11 protein-coding genes, 4 rRNA genes and 1 pseudogene are annotated in these 19045 nt (G+C 60.5%); 9 read left to right on the forward strand and 7 right to left on the reverse strand.

Annotation, left to right across the window (positions count from 1 at the left end; translation table 11 throughout):
* Nucleotides 1–240: 240 nt before the first annotated feature.
* A 16S ribosomal RNA gene (locus KY499_RS05285) occupies nt 241–1767 on the reverse strand.
* Between the two features lie 783 nt (nt 1768–2550).
* Here KY499_RS05285 and KY499_RS05290 point away from each other — a divergent pair.
* The 5 genes from KY499_RS05290 to KY499_RS05310 all read left to right on the forward strand — a co-directional run bounded on the left by KY499_RS05290 (nt 2551) and on the right by KY499_RS05310 (nt 6349).
* Nucleotides 2551–3219 (forward strand): DNA alkylation repair protein, encoded by a 669-nt coding sequence (locus KY499_RS05290; protein ID WP_219886380.1) that lies wholly within the window; start codon nt 2551–2553, stop codon nt 3217–3219.
* A gap of 83 nt (nt 3220–3302) precedes the next feature.
* Nucleotides 3303–3875, forward strand: coding sequence for a GNAT family N-acetyltransferase (locus tag KY499_RS05295; protein WP_123254013.1), 573 nt, complete (start codon nt 3303–3305; stop codon nt 3873–3875).
* A 163-nt stretch (nt 3876–4038) separates the two neighbouring features.
* Nucleotides 4039–4434, forward strand: a complete 396-nt coding sequence (locus KY499_RS05300; RefSeq protein ID WP_123254012.1) for a hypothetical protein — start codon at nt 4039–4041, stop codon at nt 4432–4434.
* 701 nt (nt 4435–5135) lie between these two features.
* A complete protein-coding gene (locus KY499_RS05305) occupies nt 5136–6044 on the forward strand; it encodes a hypothetical protein (RefSeq protein ID WP_219886381.1) in 909 nt (302 codons plus the stop codon).
* Nucleotides 6045–6175: 131 nt separating this feature from the next.
* Nucleotides 6176–6349 carry a hypothetical protein gene (locus tag KY499_RS05310; protein ID WP_219886382.1) on the forward strand — a complete coding sequence of 58 codons (174 nt, stop codon included), beginning with the start codon at nt 6176–6178 and terminating at the stop codon, nt 6347–6349.
* A 50-nt stretch (nt 6350–6399) separates the two neighbouring features.
* Here the strand turns inward: KY499_RS05310 and KY499_RS18065 are convergent, their stop codons facing one another.
* Nucleotides 6400–6543, reverse strand: a complete 144-nt coding sequence (locus KY499_RS18065) for a hypothetical protein (protein WP_258190974.1) — start codon at nt 6541–6543, stop codon at nt 6400–6402.
* A gap of 832 nt (nt 6544–7375) precedes the next feature.
* Here KY499_RS18065 and KY499_RS18070 point away from each other — a divergent pair.
* From KY499_RS18070 to KY499_RS05325, 4 genes and pseudogenes are all read left to right on the forward strand, one after another.
* Nucleotides 7376–7498, forward strand: a complete 123-nt coding sequence (locus tag KY499_RS18070) for a hypothetical protein (RefSeq protein ID WP_258190975.1) — start codon at nt 7376–7378, stop codon at nt 7496–7498.
* Nucleotides 7499–7582: 84 nt separating this feature from the next.
* Nucleotides 7583–8011, forward strand: a complete 429-nt coding sequence (locus tag KY499_RS18075; protein WP_258190976.1) for a transposase family protein — start codon at nt 7583–7585, stop codon at nt 8009–8011.
* A complete protein-coding gene (locus tag KY499_RS05320) occupies nt 7981–8871 on the forward strand; it encodes an ISL3 family transposase (protein ID WP_258190977.1) in 891 nt (296 codons plus the stop codon). The genes KY499_RS18075 and KY499_RS05320 overlap by 31 nt, the downstream gene beginning before the upstream one ends.
* A 67-nt stretch (nt 8872–8938) precedes the next feature.
* Nucleotides 8939–9127 (forward strand): annotated as a pseudogene (locus KY499_RS05325) (recombinase family protein); the annotation flags it as partial.
* A gap of 125 nt (nt 9128–9252) precedes the next feature.
* Here KY499_RS05325 and rrf read toward each other — a convergent pair.
* The 5 genes from rrf to KY499_RS05350 form a co-directional block, all read right to left on the reverse strand.
* Nucleotides 9253–9369: ribosomal RNA gene (rrf, locus tag KY499_RS05330) — 5S ribosomal RNA — on the reverse strand.
* Nucleotides 9370–9611: 242 nt separating this feature from the next.
* Nucleotides 9612–12750, reverse strand: a 23S ribosomal RNA gene (locus KY499_RS05335).
* Between the two features lie 541 nt (nt 12751–13291).
* A 16S ribosomal RNA gene (locus KY499_RS05340) occupies nt 13292–14818 on the reverse strand.
* Together the 16S, 23S and 5S rRNA genes form the textbook arrangement of a ribosomal RNA operon.
* 496 nt (nt 14819–15314) lie before the next feature.
* The gene (gene tyrS, locus KY499_RS05345) at nt 15315–16628 is read right to left on the reverse strand and encodes a tyrosine--tRNA ligase (RefSeq protein ID WP_219886383.1); all 1314 of its coding nucleotides are present in this window, start codon (nt 16626–16628) and stop codon (nt 15315–15317) included.
* Nucleotides 16629–16693: 65 nt separating this feature from the next.
* A complete protein-coding gene (locus KY499_RS05350) occupies nt 16694–18922 on the reverse strand; it encodes an AAA family ATPase (RefSeq protein WP_123255432.1) in 2229 nt (742 codons plus the stop codon).
* Nucleotides 18923–19045: the final 123 nt, after the last annotated feature.

Here is a 19045-nt window from a genome sequence, read left to right on the forward strand (position 1 = left end):
CCCAACAGTGTGCCAAACACGAAACCACCCATCCATGAGCCGCACCGTTCCAGGCCGGACCCTCCCCAAAGGAAGAGACCCGCCGTACTGGGTGCCGCAGACAAACACGCGGCCGCTACTTGTTGATATTCCACCCGTGAGCACCCGCCGCAGAACTAGCGTCTGCGCAACGGGCATATACTCCTGACAACCCCGCCACACCCACATACATGAGGCACGGTGATTGTAGGTGCTCCTTAGAAAGGAGGTGATCCAGCCGCACCTTCCGGTACGGCTACCTTGTTACGACTTAGTCCCAATCGCCAGTCCCACCTTCGACAGCTCCCTCCCACAAGGGGTTAGGCCACCGGCTTCGGGTGTTACCAACTTTCGTGACTTGACGGGCGGTGTGTACAAGGCCCGGGAACGTATTCACCGCAGCGTTGCTGATCTGCGATTACTAGCGACTCCGACTTCATGGGGTCGAGTTGCAGACCCCAATCCGAACTGAGACCGGCTTTTTGGGATTAGCTCCACCTCACAGTATCGCAACCCTTTGTACCGGCCATTGTAGCATGCGTGAAGCCCAAGACATAAGGGGCATGATGATTTGACGTCGTCCCCACCTTCCTCCGAGTTGACCCCGGCAGTCTCCCATGAGTCCCCGCCATTACGCGCTGGCAACATGGAACGAGGGTTGCGCTCGTTGCGGGACTTAACCCAACATCTCACGACACGAGCTGACGACAACCATGCACCACCTGTGAACCGGCCCCAAAGGGGAAGGACTGTTTCCAGCCCGGTCCGGTCCATGTCAAGCCTTGGTAAGGTTCTTCGCGTTGCATCGAATTAATCCGCATGCTCCGCCGCTTGTGCGGGCCCCCGTCAATTCCTTTGAGTTTTAGCCTTGCGGCCGTACTCCCCAGGCGGGGCACTTAATGCGTTAGCTACGGCGCGGAAAACGTGGAATGTCCCCCACACCTAGTGCCCAACGTTTACGGCATGGACTACCAGGGTATCTAATCCTGTTCGCTCCCCATGCTTTCGCTCCTCAGCGTCAGTTAATGCCCAGAGACCTGCCTTCGCCATCGGTGTTCCTCCTGATATCTGCGCATTTCACCGCTACACCAGGAATTCCAGTCTCCCCTACATCACTCTAGTCTGCCCGTACCCACCGCAGATCCGGAGTTGAGCCCCGGACTTTCACGGCAGACGCGACAAACCGCCTACGAGCTCTTTACGCCCAATAATTCCGGATAACGCTTGCGCCCTACGTATTACCGCGGCTGCTGGCACGTAGTTAGCCGGCGCTTCTTCTGCAGGTACCGTCACTTTCGCTTCTTCCCTACTGAAAGAGGTTTACAACCCGAAGGCCGTCATCCCTCACGCGGCGTCGCTGCATCAGGCTTGCGCCCATTGTGCAATATTCCCCACTGCTGCCTCCCGTAGGAGTCTGGGCCGTGTCTCAGTCCCAGTGTGGCCGGTCACCCTCTCAGGCCGGCTACCCGTCGTCGCCTTGGTGAGCCATTACCTCACCAACAAGCTGATAGGCCGCGAGTCCATCCAAAACCACAATAAAGCTTTCCACCCCCCACCATGCGATGAGGAGTCATATCCGGTATTAGACCCAGTTTCCCAGGCTTATCCCAGAGTTAAGGGCAGGTTACTCACGTGTTACTCACCCGTTCGCCACTAATCCCCCCAGCAAGCTGGAGATCATCGTTCGACTTGCATGTGTTAAGCACGCCGCCAGCGTTCATCCTGAGCCAGGATCAAACTCTCCGTTGAAGTAAAACAAAAACAGACACAACCACACGCCCCCGGGAAAACGGGAACGCCGGCTGCACAAAATTTGAAACCAGCCAAAAACACCAGACCACACCACGGGGTGGCGGATCCAGCACATTCAACCAATTCAATACAATAAATTGGTATCAACAAACTTGGCACACTATTGAGTTCTCAAACAACAGACACACCCGGCACCACCACAACCTCAACCGTGGATCGCTCCGGAGCAACCTGACAAACTTACCCGAACCCGGCACACTAAGCAAACCGGCATCACACCAATCCACCACCACACCAGGAGGATCCCCACCCGGACACCGGCACGCCACAAAGCGCACCATATTCCAGGCCATTCATCAAAAAAAGGGGGGTGGCCAACCGTCCGTGACCAGCTTTCCAGCAGGCCCCCGACCCGGCGACTCGAACAACTCTACCCACCCACACCCCCCAACGCAAATCGGCGTCTCCCCCACAGGCAAACCGTGCCATACCGGGCTAAAACGCCCCTCAGACCAGTGTCACTGAGTCTCACCGCCGCCGTCGGACTCTGTGGCGTCTCTCTCACCGCTGGTCCGGATCCGCCGGCCGACCATGAGTGGCTAACGGTCGACCAACGGCGCCAAAGTCCACTTATCGTTCAGCTGGGTGTATCTGAACCACCGGCCGGAGGTCTCTTCGGGAGCGGGCTCGGATGAGATTGACTTTCTCTCCCTAGACGCCGCCTGCGACCGTAGAGTGAATCGCACAATCGAGGAGTGATGGGAAGCAGGGGTGTCTGTGATGACGGTTGACGCGGTGATGGCCGAGCTGGCCGAACTTGAGGAGCCGAAGATCCGGGAGGCGAACGAGAAGCGCGGTGATGACCACGGCGTGAACCTGTCCAAGCTGCGCGCGGTCGCGAAGCGGCTGAAGACCCAGCAGGACCTGGCTTTAGAGTTGTGGGCCACCGGCGACACCGCAGCGCGGCTGCTCGCGCTATTGACCTGCCGGCCCCGGGACTTCGAACGCGACGAGCTGGACGCGATGCTGCGGCAGGCCCGCGCCCCCAAAGTGCATGACTGGCTGGTGAACTACGTGGTTAAGAAGAGCCCGCACGCCGAACACCTGCGCGTGGACTGGACCGTTGACCCGGACCAGGTGGTTGCCAGCGCAGGCTGGGCACTGACCACCGAACGGGTCGCGAAGAAACCCGAGGGACTCGACCTGTCAGGGCTGTTGGACACAATTGAGGCGGAGATGAAGGACGCTCCGGACCGTCTGCAGTGGGCGATGAACCACACCTTGGCCCAGATCGGGATCGAGCATGCAGAGCACCGCGCCCGTGCCATCGACATCGGCGAACGGCTGGCGGTACTCAAGGATTACCCGACCCCACCAAACTGCACGTCCCCGTTCGCTCCGCTCTGGATTAACGCGATGGTTCACCGCAAGAACGACCGCAAGGATTAATGGCACGGTGGCCTGGCCTGCTCGGCGGCTCCGACGCCCGCAACGCTATTGCCTGGGCCGTGCACCGGTGGCAGTGTGACGATATGGCAATCGAAGTCCGTCCTGCAACGTCTTTTGAAAACGTGAGGGTATTGGTTGGACCGAAGCGGGCTGATGCGAATGCGTGCTGGTGTCTGAGTTACCGCATCCCGTCCAAGCAGAACCTCGCGCTGCACGGTCCCGAGCGCGGTGCGCTTGTGAAGGACCTGGTCGGTCAGGATCCTCCGCCGGGAGTGCTCGCGTACGACGGCGATGAGGTGGTTGGGTGGGCTGGCGTGCATCCGCGCGCCGACACCAGCTTCGCTCAAAGCCGCAAGATTCCGCATGTGGACGACGTCGATGTGTGGTCGGTTTGGTGCATCAAGGTCCGGCCTGGGCATCGGGGCAAAGGGATCTCTCATCATCTGCTGGCCGGTGCCGTGCAGTTCGCCTTCGATCACGGGGCACCGGCGATCGAAGGCTACCCGGTTGATAACCACGGCGAGAAGGTCGACGTCACCATGGCCTACGTGGGTACCCGCGCGCTGTTCGAACGGGGAGGGTTCACCCAAGCCGCCGTGACGGACTCGGTGATCAACGGATTCCCGCGGCTACTCATGCGGCGCGAGCTGCGCTGATTCCCAACCGCGAAAAACCGCCAAACGAAGTTAACAGTCACAACTGCTGCGGGCGGCTTCCGGGCCGGCCCGGCTACTTATTTTGTAAGGAAGCCGTCCAAGGTTTGAACTTGAGTGAAAGTGGTCCCCCTGCGCTTGGGCAGCACAAGCATAAAATCAGACCATGCCAGAGCCCGCAGAATTTCTTGGCCCCGTCCTGGAGCTGATGAGCTGGGTGGCCTTCGTCCCCGGCATTCCGCTACTCATCGTCGGCTGGGCCATCACCAAACGCCGATGCCCGTGGACCACCGCCACAGCCGAGGTTTACGAAGCCGGGGGGTTCAAAGGGTTCCGCTGGTCAGATGACGCGAACACACCACACCTTTCCCTGCACACCGCCGAACAAACCCGCGGATTGGAAACCGGCGATGAAATCCTCCTCTACTACGACATCTGCCATCCTGCCCGGTGGAGCATCCGCAAACCCCGGAACGACAACCCCGTCCTGGCCGTCGGCTGGATCCTAACCGCCGTCGGCATCCTGTGCACCCTGGCTGGCTTCGTCCTCATGATGTTTTGACGCCAGACCGGAAGGACACGACACTTCACCGCATTGCGCGCCGTCCCGGAGGAGAAAACCCGGGAGCCGGCAAGCGCTGTCCTGCCCTGTTCCATCCGGGCCGACGGTCACTGCGCACAGCGGCGCGCCGTGCCGCTGTGCCATCTCTGCAGCCACGGCAAGAAGGTTGGCGCCTCCGGGCCGGCCTCTACGGCCGCGATGTCCTGGCCAAAAAATCTGCCTCTGCCGGCAGCCGGAACAGAGTCCGCGGCCGGTCGGTATTGACTCCACAGATCGCACTCGCGTAGGCGCGGATGGGACCCAAGGCGGGAACTCGCCCATGTTTGAGAACCTCGTGGGCGCTGTGAAGGTTGAACGGGTTGGTCCCGGACGGCCCCGCCCCCGCCCGGACCGGGGCTGCCGCCGGCAAAGCCCGCTCCTCCAAGGGAATCCGGAGCAGCCTGCGCGGGCGTGGCATTGAATGCGTCATGCCCGAAAAGGACCACCAGAAGACGAACCGGAAACCCAGGTGATCCTCCGGCGGACGGCCCGTCACCTACAACAAGTACGCGTGCAAGCGACACGCTCGAGAGAACTCTGCAGCCAACCTCAGCCGCGGTGCCGGGCGTGCCAGGTCACGGCGAAGTGCGGCGCGCCGGCTATGGCCAGGGCCAGCCGCCGGGAGCACAATGGTTTTCATCGTTCCCTGGTGGTGATTCATAATGGCTGTGGCAGTCGTGGTTGGGTGCACCGTTCTCTTGCTGGGCGGGGTCTCCGTGGTAGTTCTGTGGGGAAGCCAACGCATCCGGGAGCCGCTTGACGAGACCTCATTGGATGTTCAACTTGAAATCGTCCACACCCGGGCTGAACGCACGGAGGCCCGCACAGAAGCTAAGCTGCGGGCGTTCCGCCGGTACTTCTGGTGGGCTGACGTTGTATCGTTTTCAGCACTGGTTTCCGCAGTGCTGGCCGCATGGCCGGGAGGGCGACTTGCCATGCGTGTTTTGGCGCTCACGTCGCCGGATGCGGCCCAGGGCCGGCTCACTGAAGCCGATTTCATCGTCGGCTTCCCAACAATTGAGGGGTCTTTGGCTCTGCTGCTATTCGCAGGACTTCCGGCTGGTTACTGCGCCGCTTTGTTGTATGTTGTTCTGCGCCGCTGGCTGCCGCCTGGGCGCTGGGCCGGGCCGTTGCTCGGCGTTCTCATCCTTGTGTGGCTGGGTGCGCTGGTGGATCCCTTGCGTGCGGACAACATCGATTTCGATATCGTGGAACCCGGTTGGCTGGCGGTCGCATTGTTTGGCGGGCTTGCGGTCCTGCATGGTGCAGTGGTTGCTGCAGCGGCAGGCTGGTGGAGCGAGCGGGTGCCACTGTGGGGCGGTAAGTCGTTCAAGAACTACCTCCCGCTGTTTCTTGGTTGCGTCGCCTTTCCCCCGGCCGGTCTTGCCGTCGGCATCGGCGCCATCCTGCTCCTCATTTGGATGAGCGTCATTCCGGTCTCCCGTCTGCGTTCGAACCGCCAAAGCCGCGTGCCGGCATGGGTTGGGGCAGGAGCGGTTGTTCTGGCGTCGGCCGCAGCACTTCCTGTATTTGTCGGCGCTGTGATCTCCATAACCTCGCGCGCCGGCTGAACGCCTGTTGTCCAGTGGATGCTGTGTTCGAGGGGTCCAGCGGCCCGGGGTCGCTGGTCCACGGACGCAGCCCTCTTCCGGCCGTGGAGAATGGACGAAACCTGAGGTGCCTGATCCGTATTGTGGCGAGGATGATGAGCACAAGTGGTGGCGCCGTCCTGGTGGAAGCCAACAGAACACCCTTCCACGTTGACCCGGCCGGCCACGGAACGCAAGTGCTGATTCTCCCCGGCACTGGAGGCGAAGCCCGGCAATACTTTAAACCGGCCCAGCTGCCGGCCCGCGCCCGCGCAGTCATCGCCTAGGACCACCGAAACAACGCGGGCCTGGCCATGGCGCGCGTGCGCCGGAAATATCACGTGCCGAAAGGCCTGTACTTAATCTGCCCGGCTTTCGCCATGGCCTCCATCGATTCCTCGACGGTCAAAAGCACTGTCGTTTCGAACGAGCTCAGTGCACCGCCTCCACTGATTGCCAGTGCGACCCCGGCCATGGACACGTTGTCCGGAGCTTCCCATAAGTTATAGCCGTCGTGGGCGCCAAAGGCGTACCAAAGCCATGAAGCTTCCCGCCGACCGATTAGATGTACGCCTGGGCGGGCTTTCCGCGGTCCTCGGGGTCGCTGAGCAGCCTTGCCCAGGTCTCCCGTGGTAGCTTAACTCGGACAGATTGAGCGGCATCATCTGTTCCTTTCGTTCGCTGTCGGAAGTGCTGATTCACCGAGACCTGCAGTCTGCTGCCAGGTCAGCAGTGCATCCCGGCTAATTTAAGCAGCTGAAATTTTGGCAGCGGTGCGCTGCTCTACGAATGTCCCTTAGCCCAGGAACGGGATCGATTCTGAGCTGAGTACAGCGCGAGCCGGTGTCGTGCAGACGACTTCGGATAATCCGTGCAAGCTACTTCGAGAACTGACATGCCCTATTTTCACGGAATCGTGACAGGTCGTCCTCGGCCTGAATATGTCAGCCTGGCGCGAGACTGCGACTGCCATCGCCGCCGGCCTGGGCAAGGAGCCGGTGGAATGGCTCGACGAAGCCGAAGCCGTCGAGCACCCCTAGCGCCCTCGGCGGTAGGGTCATCAGGCGTGGCCGCTACGACCGGGCGCGGAACAACCTCCAAAAATCCGCCGGCTACGACGTCGCCTGGGCGCTTGCGTGAGGACGGGGTCAGCAGCCCTCGATTCTGGCGGGATCGCCGGGGCTTATGACCCCATGCCGAAAAAACCCGTGATTCCGCGGAAGGCAACCGCTCGCGTGCGCGCAGTTACTCCGGGGAGTCTGGAAGTGCCCGGAGCAATCGAGCGGTTCTGAGCGGTCAACGCGGCGATTGCCATGCCCGAGGACCAAGTCGTTGACCTCGTCGAGGGGCTGCCGACCTGGGATCTGCCGGATGACTTCGCAATCACGGCCTCGCCGGAGTGGTTTTCGGGCTCTTCGTGGTTCGTGGGGAATTGATTCCGTGTCGTAGCTAAAGAAGGGGCCCGTGGCCCTGCTGGGATGAGTGTGTCTAAGCATTCAACCGGAACAGGACCACGAGCCTTGACTGAGCCTATCGTTGTGGCGTCCGACGCTGCCACCAGCATCTTCAACCTGCCCGACTACCGAGTCATCTCCGCGACCGTTCTGGACGACGGCAGGCGCCGGGTCATTGTCGAAACGGATCAGCCACCGGGCTGCCCCAGCTGCGGTGTCGTGGCGACGCGGCGGAAGGAACGACGCTTCCAGCGGATCCGGGACATCCCCGTAGCCGGCGCCGTCCAGGTCCTCTGGTCCAAGTACCGCTGGCACTGCGAGGAGCCGGCCTGTCCGCGGCTGTCGTTCTTCGAATCCACCGCCCAGGTCCCGCGCCGTGCCCGGTCCACGGCCCGGCTCCGGGACCAGGTTGTTGATGCGGTCATCAATTCCGGCCGGGCCGTGGACCGGGCACGGCGTTCGCGGTGTCCTGGTGGTTGGTCCGCGCCGCATTGACCGAGGCTTGCTTGCTCACGCTGCCCGAGGTGGATGAGCTCAGTCCGCGGATGCTGGGTATCGACGAGCACAGGTTCCGGTCCGTGCGGTTCTTCCGTGACTCTGAGTCCAGTTCGTGGATCCGGCACGAGCCGTGGATGACGACGATCGTTGATCTGGACACAGGGCAGGTCCTGGGCGTGGTCGATGGCAGGGACCACAAGGGCGTCGGCGACTGGCTCTTCGCCCGCCCGCTGGAGTGGCGTCTGGGGGTCCAGGTCGTCGCGATCGACCCCTCTGCCGCGTTCCGCAAAGCGTTGAGGATGTGGCTCCCGCGCACCGCTGTCGCGGTTGACCATTTCCATCTGGTCTCCCTCGGCAACCAGGCCATGACAGAGGCCCGGCAGAACCTGTCCCAGCAGGTCAAGGGACGCCGCGGCCGCGGCGTGGACAAGGCCTGGGCCCACCGGATGCTGCTCCTGCGGGCTGGCGACGCGCTCTCCAAGACGGCGGCCCACCGGCTGGCTGAGGTCTTCGCCGCCGACGACCCGACCGGCAAGCTCCAAGCCGTGTGGAAGGTCAAGGAGCAGCTCAGGGCGCTGTTGCGCACCGACTCCCTGGCCGACGCCGCGGCCGCAAAAGAGGAACTCAACATGCGGGTTCAGGAGGCCGGACGGCCCGAAACAGACAAGCTTTACCGCACCGTCTGCCGGTGGTGGAACGAGATCGAGGTCCTCATCGTCACCGGCGCCACCACGGGCAAGGTCGAGGCCAACAACACCAGCATCAAGCACATCAAACGCACCGCACGCGGCTACCGAAACGCCGGAAACTACAAATCGGTTATTCTCATGAGAAGTGCCGTCAGGACGGCGGCATGACACTCATCCGGGAATCCATTTCCCCAAGAACCTTGAAGAGCCCGAAATCCTCTGCATAAATTGCTGTCTGCACCGTCATTTACGCCACGCATCGGAGCCGCCATGGACGAAGCCGATCGGCTACGCACGGGTTTCGACGCGGCAGCAATCCGCCGAGCGGCAACATGCGGACCTTCTGGCCGCCGGCCTCCGACGCGACGACTTCTACGTTGATCACGGCGTGTCTGGGGCCCGAGCCTGGGAGGTTTCGAGGCCGCCGGAGATGGTGGTCAGGGTTGAATATCGGCTATCCGTGCGGTCAACCCCGTTGCGTCTGCGTGGTGGTTAAATGAGGGAGAGCCTCCAACCTGGTGGTTGGAGGCTCTCGACCTGTTAATGGTTGTCCGGCGGCGTCCTACTCTCCCACACCCTCCCGGGTGCAGTACCATCGGCGCTGTGGGTCTTAGCTTCCGGGTTCGGGATGGGACCGGGCGTTTCCCCCACGCTGTGACCGCCGTAACCTTATGTCCCGCATCCTGGCATGGCCGGGGTGGGGAAAGTTGTGGTTACAACCTGTCCACGTCCGCCCCCGTTGTGTGTGGGGGTGGTGTGGTGTTGTTATTTTGTTGTTGGTTCACCAGGCAACGAAACCCGTGGCGGGTTTGTTGGTTGGGAACCACATAGTGGACGCAAGCGTATCTTGTTTCTTTACTCTTCCCGTGGTGTGAACGTCTTTTGAATCCGTTCACGGGGAGGAGTGTGTGGTGTAAGTTATCGGCCTATTAGTACCGGTCAGCTTCACGAGTCGTTAGTCCTCGCTTCCACATCCGGCCTATCAACCCAGTGGTCTGGCTGGGGGGCCTCTCACACACAAGGTGTATGGAAATCTCATCTCGAAGCGAGCTTCCCGCTTAGATGCTTTCAGCGGTTATCCCATCCGAACGTAGCTAATCAGCGGTGCACTTGGCAGTACAACTGACACACCAGAGGTTCGTCCGTCCCGGTCCTCTCGTACTAAGGACAGCCCTTCTCAAATTTCCTGCGCGCGCAGCGGATAGGGACCGAACTGTCTCACGACGTTCTAAACCCAGCTCGCGTACCGCTTTAATGGGCGAACAGCCCAACCCTTGGGACCTACTCCAGCCCCAGGATGCGACGAGCCGACATCGAGGTGCCAAACCATGCCGTCGATATGGACTCTTGGGCAAGATCAGCCTGTTATCCCCGAGGTACCTTTTATCCGTTGAGCGACGGCCATTCCACAATGTACCGCCGGATCACTAGTCCCGACTTTCGTCCCTGCTTGAGATGTCTCTCTCACAGTCAAGCTCCCTTGTGCACTTACACTCGACACCTGATTGCCAACCAGGCTGAGGGAACCTTTGGGCGCCTCCGTTACTTTTTAGGAGGCAACCGCCCCAGTTAAACTACCCATCAGGCACTGTCCCTGACCCGGATTACGGGCCGAAGTTAGATGTCCAAAGTGACCAGAGTGGTATTTCAACGATGACTCCACCCGAACTGGCGTCCGGGTTTCAACGTCTCCCACCTATCCTACACAAGCCACTCCGAACACCAATACCAAACTATAGTAAAGGTCTCGGGGTCTTTCCGTCCTGCTGCGCGTAACGAGCATCTTTACTCGTACTGCAATTTCGCCGAGTTTATGGTTGAGACAGCGGGGAAGTCGTTACTCCATTCGTGCAGGTCGGAACTTACCCGACAAGGAATTTCGCTACCTTAGGATGGTTATAGTTACCACCGCCGTTTACTGGGGCTTAAATTCTCAGCTTCGCCTTGCGGCTAACCGGTCCTCTTAACCTTCCAGCACCGGGCAGGAGTCAGTCCGTATACATCGTCTTGCGACTTCGCACGGACCTGTGTTTTTAGTAAACAGTCGCTTCCCCCTGGTCTCTGCGGCCCCTGCACGCTCCGGACAGCTAGTGTCCATCACGATGGGGGGCCCCCCCTTCTCCCGAAGTTACGGGGGCATTTTGCCGAGTTCCTTAACCATAATTCTCTCGATCGCCTTAGTATTCTCTACCTGATCACCTGTGTCGGTTTGGGGTACGGGCGGCTAAAACCTCGCGTCGATGCTTTTCTTGGCAGCATAGGATCACCGAATCCCCCCTTACGGGAGTCCCATCAGATCTCAGGCATCATGAACGGCGGATTTGCCTACCGTTCGCCCTACATCCTTAGACCGGGACAACCATCGCCCGGCTCGGCTACCTTCCTGCGTCACACCTGTTAATACGCTTGCCTCCCAGGATCAGGTCCCGCGCTCCACCAAAACCCTCACACCACAAGGGCGATCGGGCAGGTTTCGGGCGGTTAGTATCCCCTGTTCAGCATGGGCGGTTTTTCGCCGGTACGGGAATATCAACCCGTTGTCCATCGACTACGCCTGTCGGCCTCGCCTTAGGTCCCGACTTACCCAGGGCAGATTAGCTTGACCCTGGAACCCTTGATCATTCGGCGGACGGGTTTCTCACCCGTCTTTCGCTACTCATGCCTGCATTCTCACTCGTGTAGGCTCCACCGCTGGTTTACACCGCGACTTCACTGCCCACACGACGCTCCCCTACCACTCCAGACGCCTGAACCAACCCCACAAGGGAGCGGCTTGGCTATTATCTGAAATCCACAACTTCGGCGGTGTACTTGAGCCCCGCTACATTGTCGGCGCGGAATCACTTGACCAGTGAGCTATTACGCACTCTTTTAAGGATGGCTGCTTCTAAGCCAACCTCCTGGTTGTCTTCGCAACTCCACATCCTTTCCCACTTAGCACACGCTTAGGGGCCTTAGTTGGTGGTCTGGGCTGTTTCCCTCTCGACTATGAAGCTTATCCCCCACAGTCTCACTGCTGCGCTCTCACTTACCGGCATTCGGAGTTTGGCTGACGTCAGTAACCTTGTAGGGCCCATTAGCCATCCAGTAGCTCTACCTCCGGTAAGAAACACGCAACGCTGCACCTAAATGCATTTCGGGGAGAACCAGCTATCACGAAGTTTGATTGGCCTTTCACCCCTACCCACAGCTCATCCCCTCCATTTTCAACTGAAGTGGGTTCGGTCCTCCACGACGTCTTACCGTCGCTTCAACCTGGCCATGGGTAGATCACTTCGCTTCGGGTCTAGATCACGCCACTGCAACGCCCTATTCAGACTCGCTTTCGCTACGGCTTCCCCACACGGGTTAACCTCGCGACGTAACACTAACTCGCAGGCTCATTCTTCAAAAGGCACGCCGTCACAGTAACTAAGACTGCTCCGACGGATTGTAAGCACACGGTTTCAGGTACTGTTTCACTCCCCTCCCGGGGTACTTTTCACCTTTCCCTCACGGTACTGGTCCGCTATCGGTCATTAGGGAGTATTTAGGCTTATCAGGTGGTCCTGACAGATTCACACGGGATTTCTCGGGCCCCGTGCTACTTGGGATACTCTCCAGGCGGTGCACAACATTTCGGTTACGGGGCTCACACCCTCTACGGCCGGCCTTTCAAGACCGTTCACCTATGTCCACACTCTCACCTTCCCAGCCCGGCAGAGCTGGAACGGAAAGTCCCACAACCCCGACCATGCAACGCCCGCCGGCTATCACACATGGAACGGTTTAGCCTGATCCGCGTTCGCTCGCCACTACTGACGGAATCACTATTGTTTTCTCTTCCTGCGGGTACTGAGATGTTTCACTTCCCCGCGTTCCCTCCACGCACCCTATGTGTTCAGATGCGGGTCACCAGATCACTCGCGCGTCTGGCGGGGTTTCCCCATTCGGACACCCTGGGATCACAGTCCGGTTATCGACTCCCCCAGGCTTATCGCAGATTCCTACGTCCTTCTTCGGCTCCTAATGCCAAGGCATCCACCGTGTGCTCTTAAAAACTTGACCACAAAAGATCAATAAAACGCTATTTTCGAGAGAACCACGAAAACCACCCCAAACACCCCGAAAGGCGCCCGGGACAGATCCAGGTTCATATTCTTGGAAATTGCTTCTTATAAAAGATGCTCGCGTCCACTATGTAGTTCTCAAACAACAACCCCGTACCACACACCCCACACACACAAACGTGCATCATCGGTGCAGCCAGGAAACCAGAAACAGAAGTCCCGGACCCCGCAGCCGGCCCGCCCCTCCCCCGAAGGAAAAGAACACACCCGCCACAACATCCGGTCCTGTTGTCTCAGGACCCAACAGTGTGCCAAACACGAAACCACCCATCCATGAGCCGCACCGTTCCAGGCCGGACCCTCCCCAAAGGAAGAGACCCGCCGTACTGGGTGCCGCAGACAAACACGCGGCCGCTACTTGTTGATATTCCACCCGTGAGCACCCGCCGCAGAACTAGCGTCTGCGCAACGGGCATATACTCCTGACAACCCCGCCACACCCACATACATGAGGCACGGTGATTGTAGGTGCTCCTTAGAAAGGAGGTGATCCAGCCGCACCTTCCGGTACGGCTACCTTGTTACGACTTAGTCCCAATCGCCAGTCCCACCTTCGACAGCTCCCTCCCACAAGGGGTTAGGCCACCGGCTTCGGGTGTTACCAACTTTCGTGACTTGACGGGCGGTGTGTACAAGGCCCGGGAACGTATTCACCGCAGCGTTGCTGATCTGCGATTACTAGCGACTCCGACTTCATGGGGTCGAGTTGCAGACCCCAATCCGAACTGAGACCGGCTTTTTGGGATTAGCTCCACCTCACAGTATCGCAACCCTTTGTACCGGCCATTGTAGCATGCGTGAAGCCCAAGACATAAGGGGCATGATGATTTGACGTCGTCCCCACCTTCCTCCGAGTTGACCCCGGCAGTCTCCCATGAGTCCCCGCCATTACGCGCTGGCAACATGGAACGAGGGTTGCGCTCGTTGCGGGACTTAACCCAACATCTCACGACACGAGCTGACGACAACCATGCACCACCTGTGAACCGGCCCCAAAGGGGAAGGACTGTTTCCAGCCCGGTCCGGTCCATGTCAAGCCTTGGTAAGGTTCTTCGCGTTGCATCGAATTAATCCGCATGCTCCGCCGCTTGTGCGGGCCCCCGTCAATTCCTTTGAGTTTTAGCCTTGCGGCCGTACTCCCCAGGCGGGGCACTTAATGCGTTAGCTACGGCGCGGAAAACGTGGAATGTCCCCCACACCTAGTGCCCAACGTTTACGGCATGGACTACCAGGGTATCTAATCCTGTTCGCTCCCCATGCTTTCGCTCCTCAGCGTCAGTTAATGCCCAGAGACCTGCCTTCGCCATCGGTGTTCCTCCTGATATCTGCGCATTTCACCGCTACACCAGGAATTCCAGTCTCCCCTACATCACTCTAGTCTGCCCGTACCCACCGCAGATCCGGAGTTGAGCCCCGGACTTTCACGGCAGACGCGACAAACCGCCTACGAGCTCTTTACGCCCAATAATTCCGGATAACGCTTGCGCCCTACGTATTACCGCGGCTGCTGGCACGTAGTTAGCCGGCGCTTCTTCTGCAGGTACCGTCACTTTCGCTTCTTCCCTACTGAAAGAGGTTTACAACCCGAAGGCCGTCATCCCTCACGCGGCGTCGCTGCATCAGGCTTGCGCCCATTGTGCAATATTCCCCACTGCTGCCTCCCGTAGGAGTCTGGGCCGTGTCTCAGTCCCAGTGTGGCCGGTCACCCTCTCAGGCCGGCTACCCGTCGTCGCCTTGGTGAGCCATTACCTCACCAACAAGCTGATAGGCCGCGAGTCCATCCAAAACCACAATAAAGCTTTCCACCCCCCACCATGCGATGAGGAGTCATATCCGGTATTAGACCCAGTTTCCCAGGCTTATCCCAGAGTTAAGGGCAGGTTACTCACGTGTTACTCACCCGTTCGCCACTAATCCCCCCAGCAAGCTGGAGATCATCGTTCGACTTGCATGTGTTAAGCACGCCGCCAGCGTTCATCCTGAGCCAGGATCAAACTCTCCGTTGAAGTAAAACAAAAACAGACACAACCACACGCCCCCGGGAAAACGGGAACGCCGGCTGCACAAAATTTGAAACCAGCCAAAAACACCAGACCACACCACGGGGTGGCGGATCCAGCACATTCAACCAATTCAATACAATAAATTGGTATCAACAAACTTGGCACACTATTGAGTTCTCAAACAACAGACACATTCGAATACTTGCGAAACAATTCATTTTGTTTCGTTTTCTTCGCTGCGATGTTTCGATCTTATTTCATTCATTTCCACTTTGCAAATCCAAGATATTCATCCGGAATTCACTCGGCGGGGCAAATTTATCCAGCAAAATAGTAAGGCTAATTATTATTTAAGCGCCGAGCGCTAAAACTTTTGCCTTATGTTTTGTTGGGGTTAGTCACCACTCAGTGGTGGCGACTCAGAAAAGACTACACGCTCCTCCCCTGCCGCGCAAACGGCATGGGAAGGAGCGTGCGGGCGACGTCCGGAACGGCCTGGTCAGGAAGCCGAAACCTCCACGGTGGCCAGGTTCTTTTTGCCGCGGCGGAGCAGCAGGTACCGTCCGTGCAGGAGCTGTCCGGACTCAATGACAGCATCGGGATCGGAGACTTTGACGTTGTTGACGTAGGCTCCGCCTTCACCCACAGTCCGGCGGGCAGCGGACTTGCTCTCGGACAGGCCGGAGGCAACAAGGAGGTCAATGATTCCGAGCCCGCTGGCATCGACGGTGGCGGACGGCAGTTCGGACGTGGCCGCCTTCAGCGTGGACTCGTCCAGTTCGGTGAGGTCGCCGTTACCGAATAAGGCGGCCGACGCCGCGATGACCTTTTCCGTTGCATCCACACCGTGGACAAGCGAGGTCACATCATAGGCCAGCTTGCGCTGGCCCTCCCGCGCAAACGGCCGTTCAGCCACGGAGAGCTCCAGCGCCTCGATCTCGGCCCTGCCCAGGAACGTGAAGACCTTCAGCCGGGCGGCGACGTCGGCGTCGGCAGTGTTGAGCCAGAACTGGTAGAACGCGTACGGGCTGCACATCTCCGGGTCCAGCCAGATGGCGTTGCCTTCGCTCTTGCCGAACTTGGTTCCGTCGGAGTTGGTGATGAGCGGCGTGCCCAGGGCGTGGACGTGCTTGCCCTCAACCTTGCGGATGAGCTCCGTGCCGCTCGTCAGGTTGCCCCACTGGTCCGAGCCGCCGGTCTGCAGAGCGCAGCCGTAGTCGCGGAAGAGCTGGAGGTAGTCCATGCCCTGCAGGATCTGGTAACTGAACTCCGTGTAGCTGATTCCCTCGTCAGAGCCGAGCCGTGAGGCCACGGCGTCCTTGCGCAGCATGGTGCCGACGCGGTAGTGCTTACCGATCTCACGCAGGAAGTCGATGGCGCTGAGCGGTGCGGTCCAGTCCAGGTTGTTAACCATCCGGGCGGCATTCGCGCCGTCGAAGCTGAGGAACCGGCGGACCTGCGCCTGCAGGTAGCCCACCCACTCGGTGACGGTGTCCTTGGTGTTGAGCGTGCGCTCCGCAGTCGGGCGGGGATCACCGATCAGTCCGGTCGAACCACCAACCAGTCCGAGCGGGTTGTGGCCGGCGAGCTGGATCCTGCGCATCAACAGCAACTGCACGAGGTTGCCCAGGTGCAGGCTCGGCGCCGTCGGATCGAAACCGCAGTAATACGTGATCGGATCGCCGGCGAGCAGCTTTTCCAGCTCCGCCTCATCCGTGGAGACGTGAACAAGTCCACGCCATTTCAACTCCTGCCAGACGTTGGCGAAGCTGGGGTCATTCTGTTGGATATCAAGATCAATTAGCTGGGACACGGAATCTAAGTTAGCAGGATCGGCTCGCCGGCAGCGCCCGTGACGCTGCCGGCGGACGTTCCGGTTCAGTCCTCGATGCCGGCCGGCACCCCGGCGGCAGCGATGAGCCGCAGCCGCTGGGTGGGCCTGGTCATGGCAACATACAGGTCCCCGACCCGGCCGTGCTCATGGTTGAGCATCGCCGTCGGCTCCAGGACCACAACGCCGTCGAACTCCAGACCCTTGGCTTCCCGCGGGCTGATCACCACGATGTCCTGGGCGTAGCTGCCGGCGCCGGTGCCGACGCGGCGGCCGTAGACCTCGCGCAACGCCTTGCCGGCCGCAGGCAGCAACGGGCCGTCGGCAATGACGGCAAGCAGTCCGCCTTCAATGGCGGCGAGCTCTTCGGGCAGCACTTCGACGAGCCGGCTCACGATCTGATCCGCGTCGACCCGGTCGATGACCGGGTCCCATCGGCCTTCGCGAACAGCCTTGGGCGCCGAGACAACCAGGCCGGCGGCAGTGGCCATCCGGGCCGCAGCTTCAGCGATCTGGGACGGCGTGCGGTAGTTGACCGTTAGCTCCTCAAGCTGCCAGCGGTCACCAAACATCGGAGCAAGGGCACTCTGCCAGGAGTTGGCGCCGGCAACTGAGCTGGTCTGGGCGATGTCGCCCACGATCGTAAAGGATTTCAGCGGGCAGCGGCGGACCAGCAGCCGCCACTGCATCGGCGAGAGCTCCTGTGCCTCGTCCACCACGATGTGGCCGAAGGCCCAGCTGCGGTCGGTGGTGGCGCGTTCAGCGGCGGTGAGACGGGTCTCGCGCTCTTGGTTCTGGTCCATCAGTTCCTCGGCCGTGATGAGGACATCAACGCCCGCAGTCTCCATATTGACCAGGGTCTGTTTGGCATTGGCCAGGTCGCGGGCGCGATCGGATTCCTGTTGTGCCAGCCCCCGTCCGGCTGCGGCGTCCAGTTCGCCGAGGAGTTCGGCTGCTTCGTCCAGCAGCGGAACATCGGACTCGGTCCAGGGTGCGCCGGCGGGCCGGAGCAGAAGTGCACGCTCTGCCGGGGTCAGGTTCGGTGTGCAGGCCTCCAGGATCGCTGGCTTGCTCAACAGTTCGTCGATGAGCTTTTCGGGAGTCATCGGCATCCAGCACAGGTTCAGTGCAATCCGGACATCGCGGGCAGACCGGACGTCCTCTGCGAGATACGAGCGGTCCGCGTTGTTGCCGATGTTTCCAGCTTCGACCAGTTCGGTCATCTGTTCGGTCAGTTCGCGCAGCAGCATCTTGACAAAGGAGACGCGCGCCTCGTTGTGCGGTTTGCCGGTCGCGCGGGCCCTGTCCCGCGCACGGCGGACCTGCCGGGGTGTCAGGACGAGCTTGCGTCCGTCGACCTCGAGGATGCGGTCGGCCGGCGGGGTGCGCTGCCGGTTGGCGACGGCGTTGGCCACGACGTCGGCCATGTCCAGGCGCCCCTTGACGGCCGCGACGTCGGATTCCGGCTCGGCGACTGTGGTAATCCCGGGCATCAACCGGCCCACGCTGGCCATAACAACGCCTGTTTCGCCCAGCGAGGGCAGAACACGTTCGATGTAGTTCATAAACGACGACGAGGGACCGACGAGCAACACGCCGGCGGTCTTGAGCCGTTCCCGGTGCGTGTAGAGCAGGTAGGCGGCCCGGTGCAGGGCAACGGCGGTCTTGCCGGTGCCCGGTCCGCCCTGGACGACGAGCGCCCCGGAGATCGACGAGCGGATGATCCGGTCCTGCTCGGACTGGATGGTGCCGACGATATCGGACATCCGGCCGGTCCGCTTGGAATTAAGCGCGGCCAGCAGCGCGCCTTCACCCTGCAGGGAGTCATTGTCCGCGAGCATGCCGGCGTCGAGGACGTCGTCTTCGATCGCTTTGACGGTCCGTCCCTGCAGAATCAGGTGGCGGCGGCGCCGGACGCCCTGCCGGTCGAAGGCGGTGGCCTGGTAGAAGTGGCCGGCTTCCGGTGCCCGCCAGTCCACCATGAGGCGTTGGAGGTCCTCGGTGGTCAGGCCGATGCGGCCGATGTACTGCTCCTCGCCTGAGTCCAGGTCGAGACGGCCGAACACGAGGCGGTCGTCGACAGCGTCGAGCTGGGCGAGGCGGTCCTCGTAGAGTGCAGCGAAGGCGTCACGTTCTGAGACATTCTGCATGGTGCCCACGGCGCCGGCACGTCGCACCTGCGCCAACTGGGCGCGCTTCTCTGCCCGCAACTCATCGAGCCGGGCGTACAACCCCGCAACATAGTCGCGTTCATGGGCCAAATCAGCGTCGTGCATCGAGCGTTCCCCTATCGAAAAAGACGGACCAACCATTCTACAACCATTTCGGTTGACCCGTCTGAAACACCTCATCGCGGCATTTGTCGGGAAATTCTACCGATATGGCCGGGATCGTCCAGC

Source organism: Arthrobacter sp. PAMC25284, from assembly GCF_019443425.1.
GTDB lineage: Bacteria > Actinomycetota > Actinomycetes > Actinomycetales > Micrococcaceae > Arthrobacter > Arthrobacter oryzae_A.

What these genes read in the sequence shown, in the direction of transcription:
- KY499_RS05290 (WP_219886380.1), top strand. Translation starts at nt 2,551, where the DNA reads ATGACGGTTGACGCGGTGATGGCCGAGCTGGCCGAACTTGAGGAGCCG.
- KY499_RS05295 (WP_123254013.1), top strand. Translation starts at nt 3,303, where the DNA reads ATGGCAATCGAAGTCCGTCCTGCAACGTCTTTTGAAAACGTGAGGGTA.
- KY499_RS05300 (WP_123254012.1), top strand. Translation starts at nt 4,039, where the DNA reads ATGCCAGAGCCCGCAGAATTTCTTGGCCCCGTCCTGGAGCTGATGAGC.
- KY499_RS05305 (WP_219886381.1), top strand. Translation starts at nt 5,136, where the DNA reads ATGGCTGTGGCAGTCGTGGTTGGGTGCACCGTTCTCTTGCTGGGCGGG.
- KY499_RS05310 (WP_219886382.1), top strand. Translation starts at nt 6,176, where the DNA reads ATGATGAGCACAAGTGGTGGCGCCGTCCTGGTGGAAGCCAACAGAACA.
- KY499_RS18070 (WP_258190975.1), top strand. Translation starts at nt 7,376, where the DNA reads ATGCCCGAGGACCAAGTCGTTGACCTCGTCGAGGGGCTGCCGACCTGG.
- KY499_RS05350 (WP_123255432.1), bottom strand. Translation starts at nt 18,922, where the DNA reads ATGCACGACGCTGATTTGGCCCATGAACGCGACTATGTTGCGGGGTTG.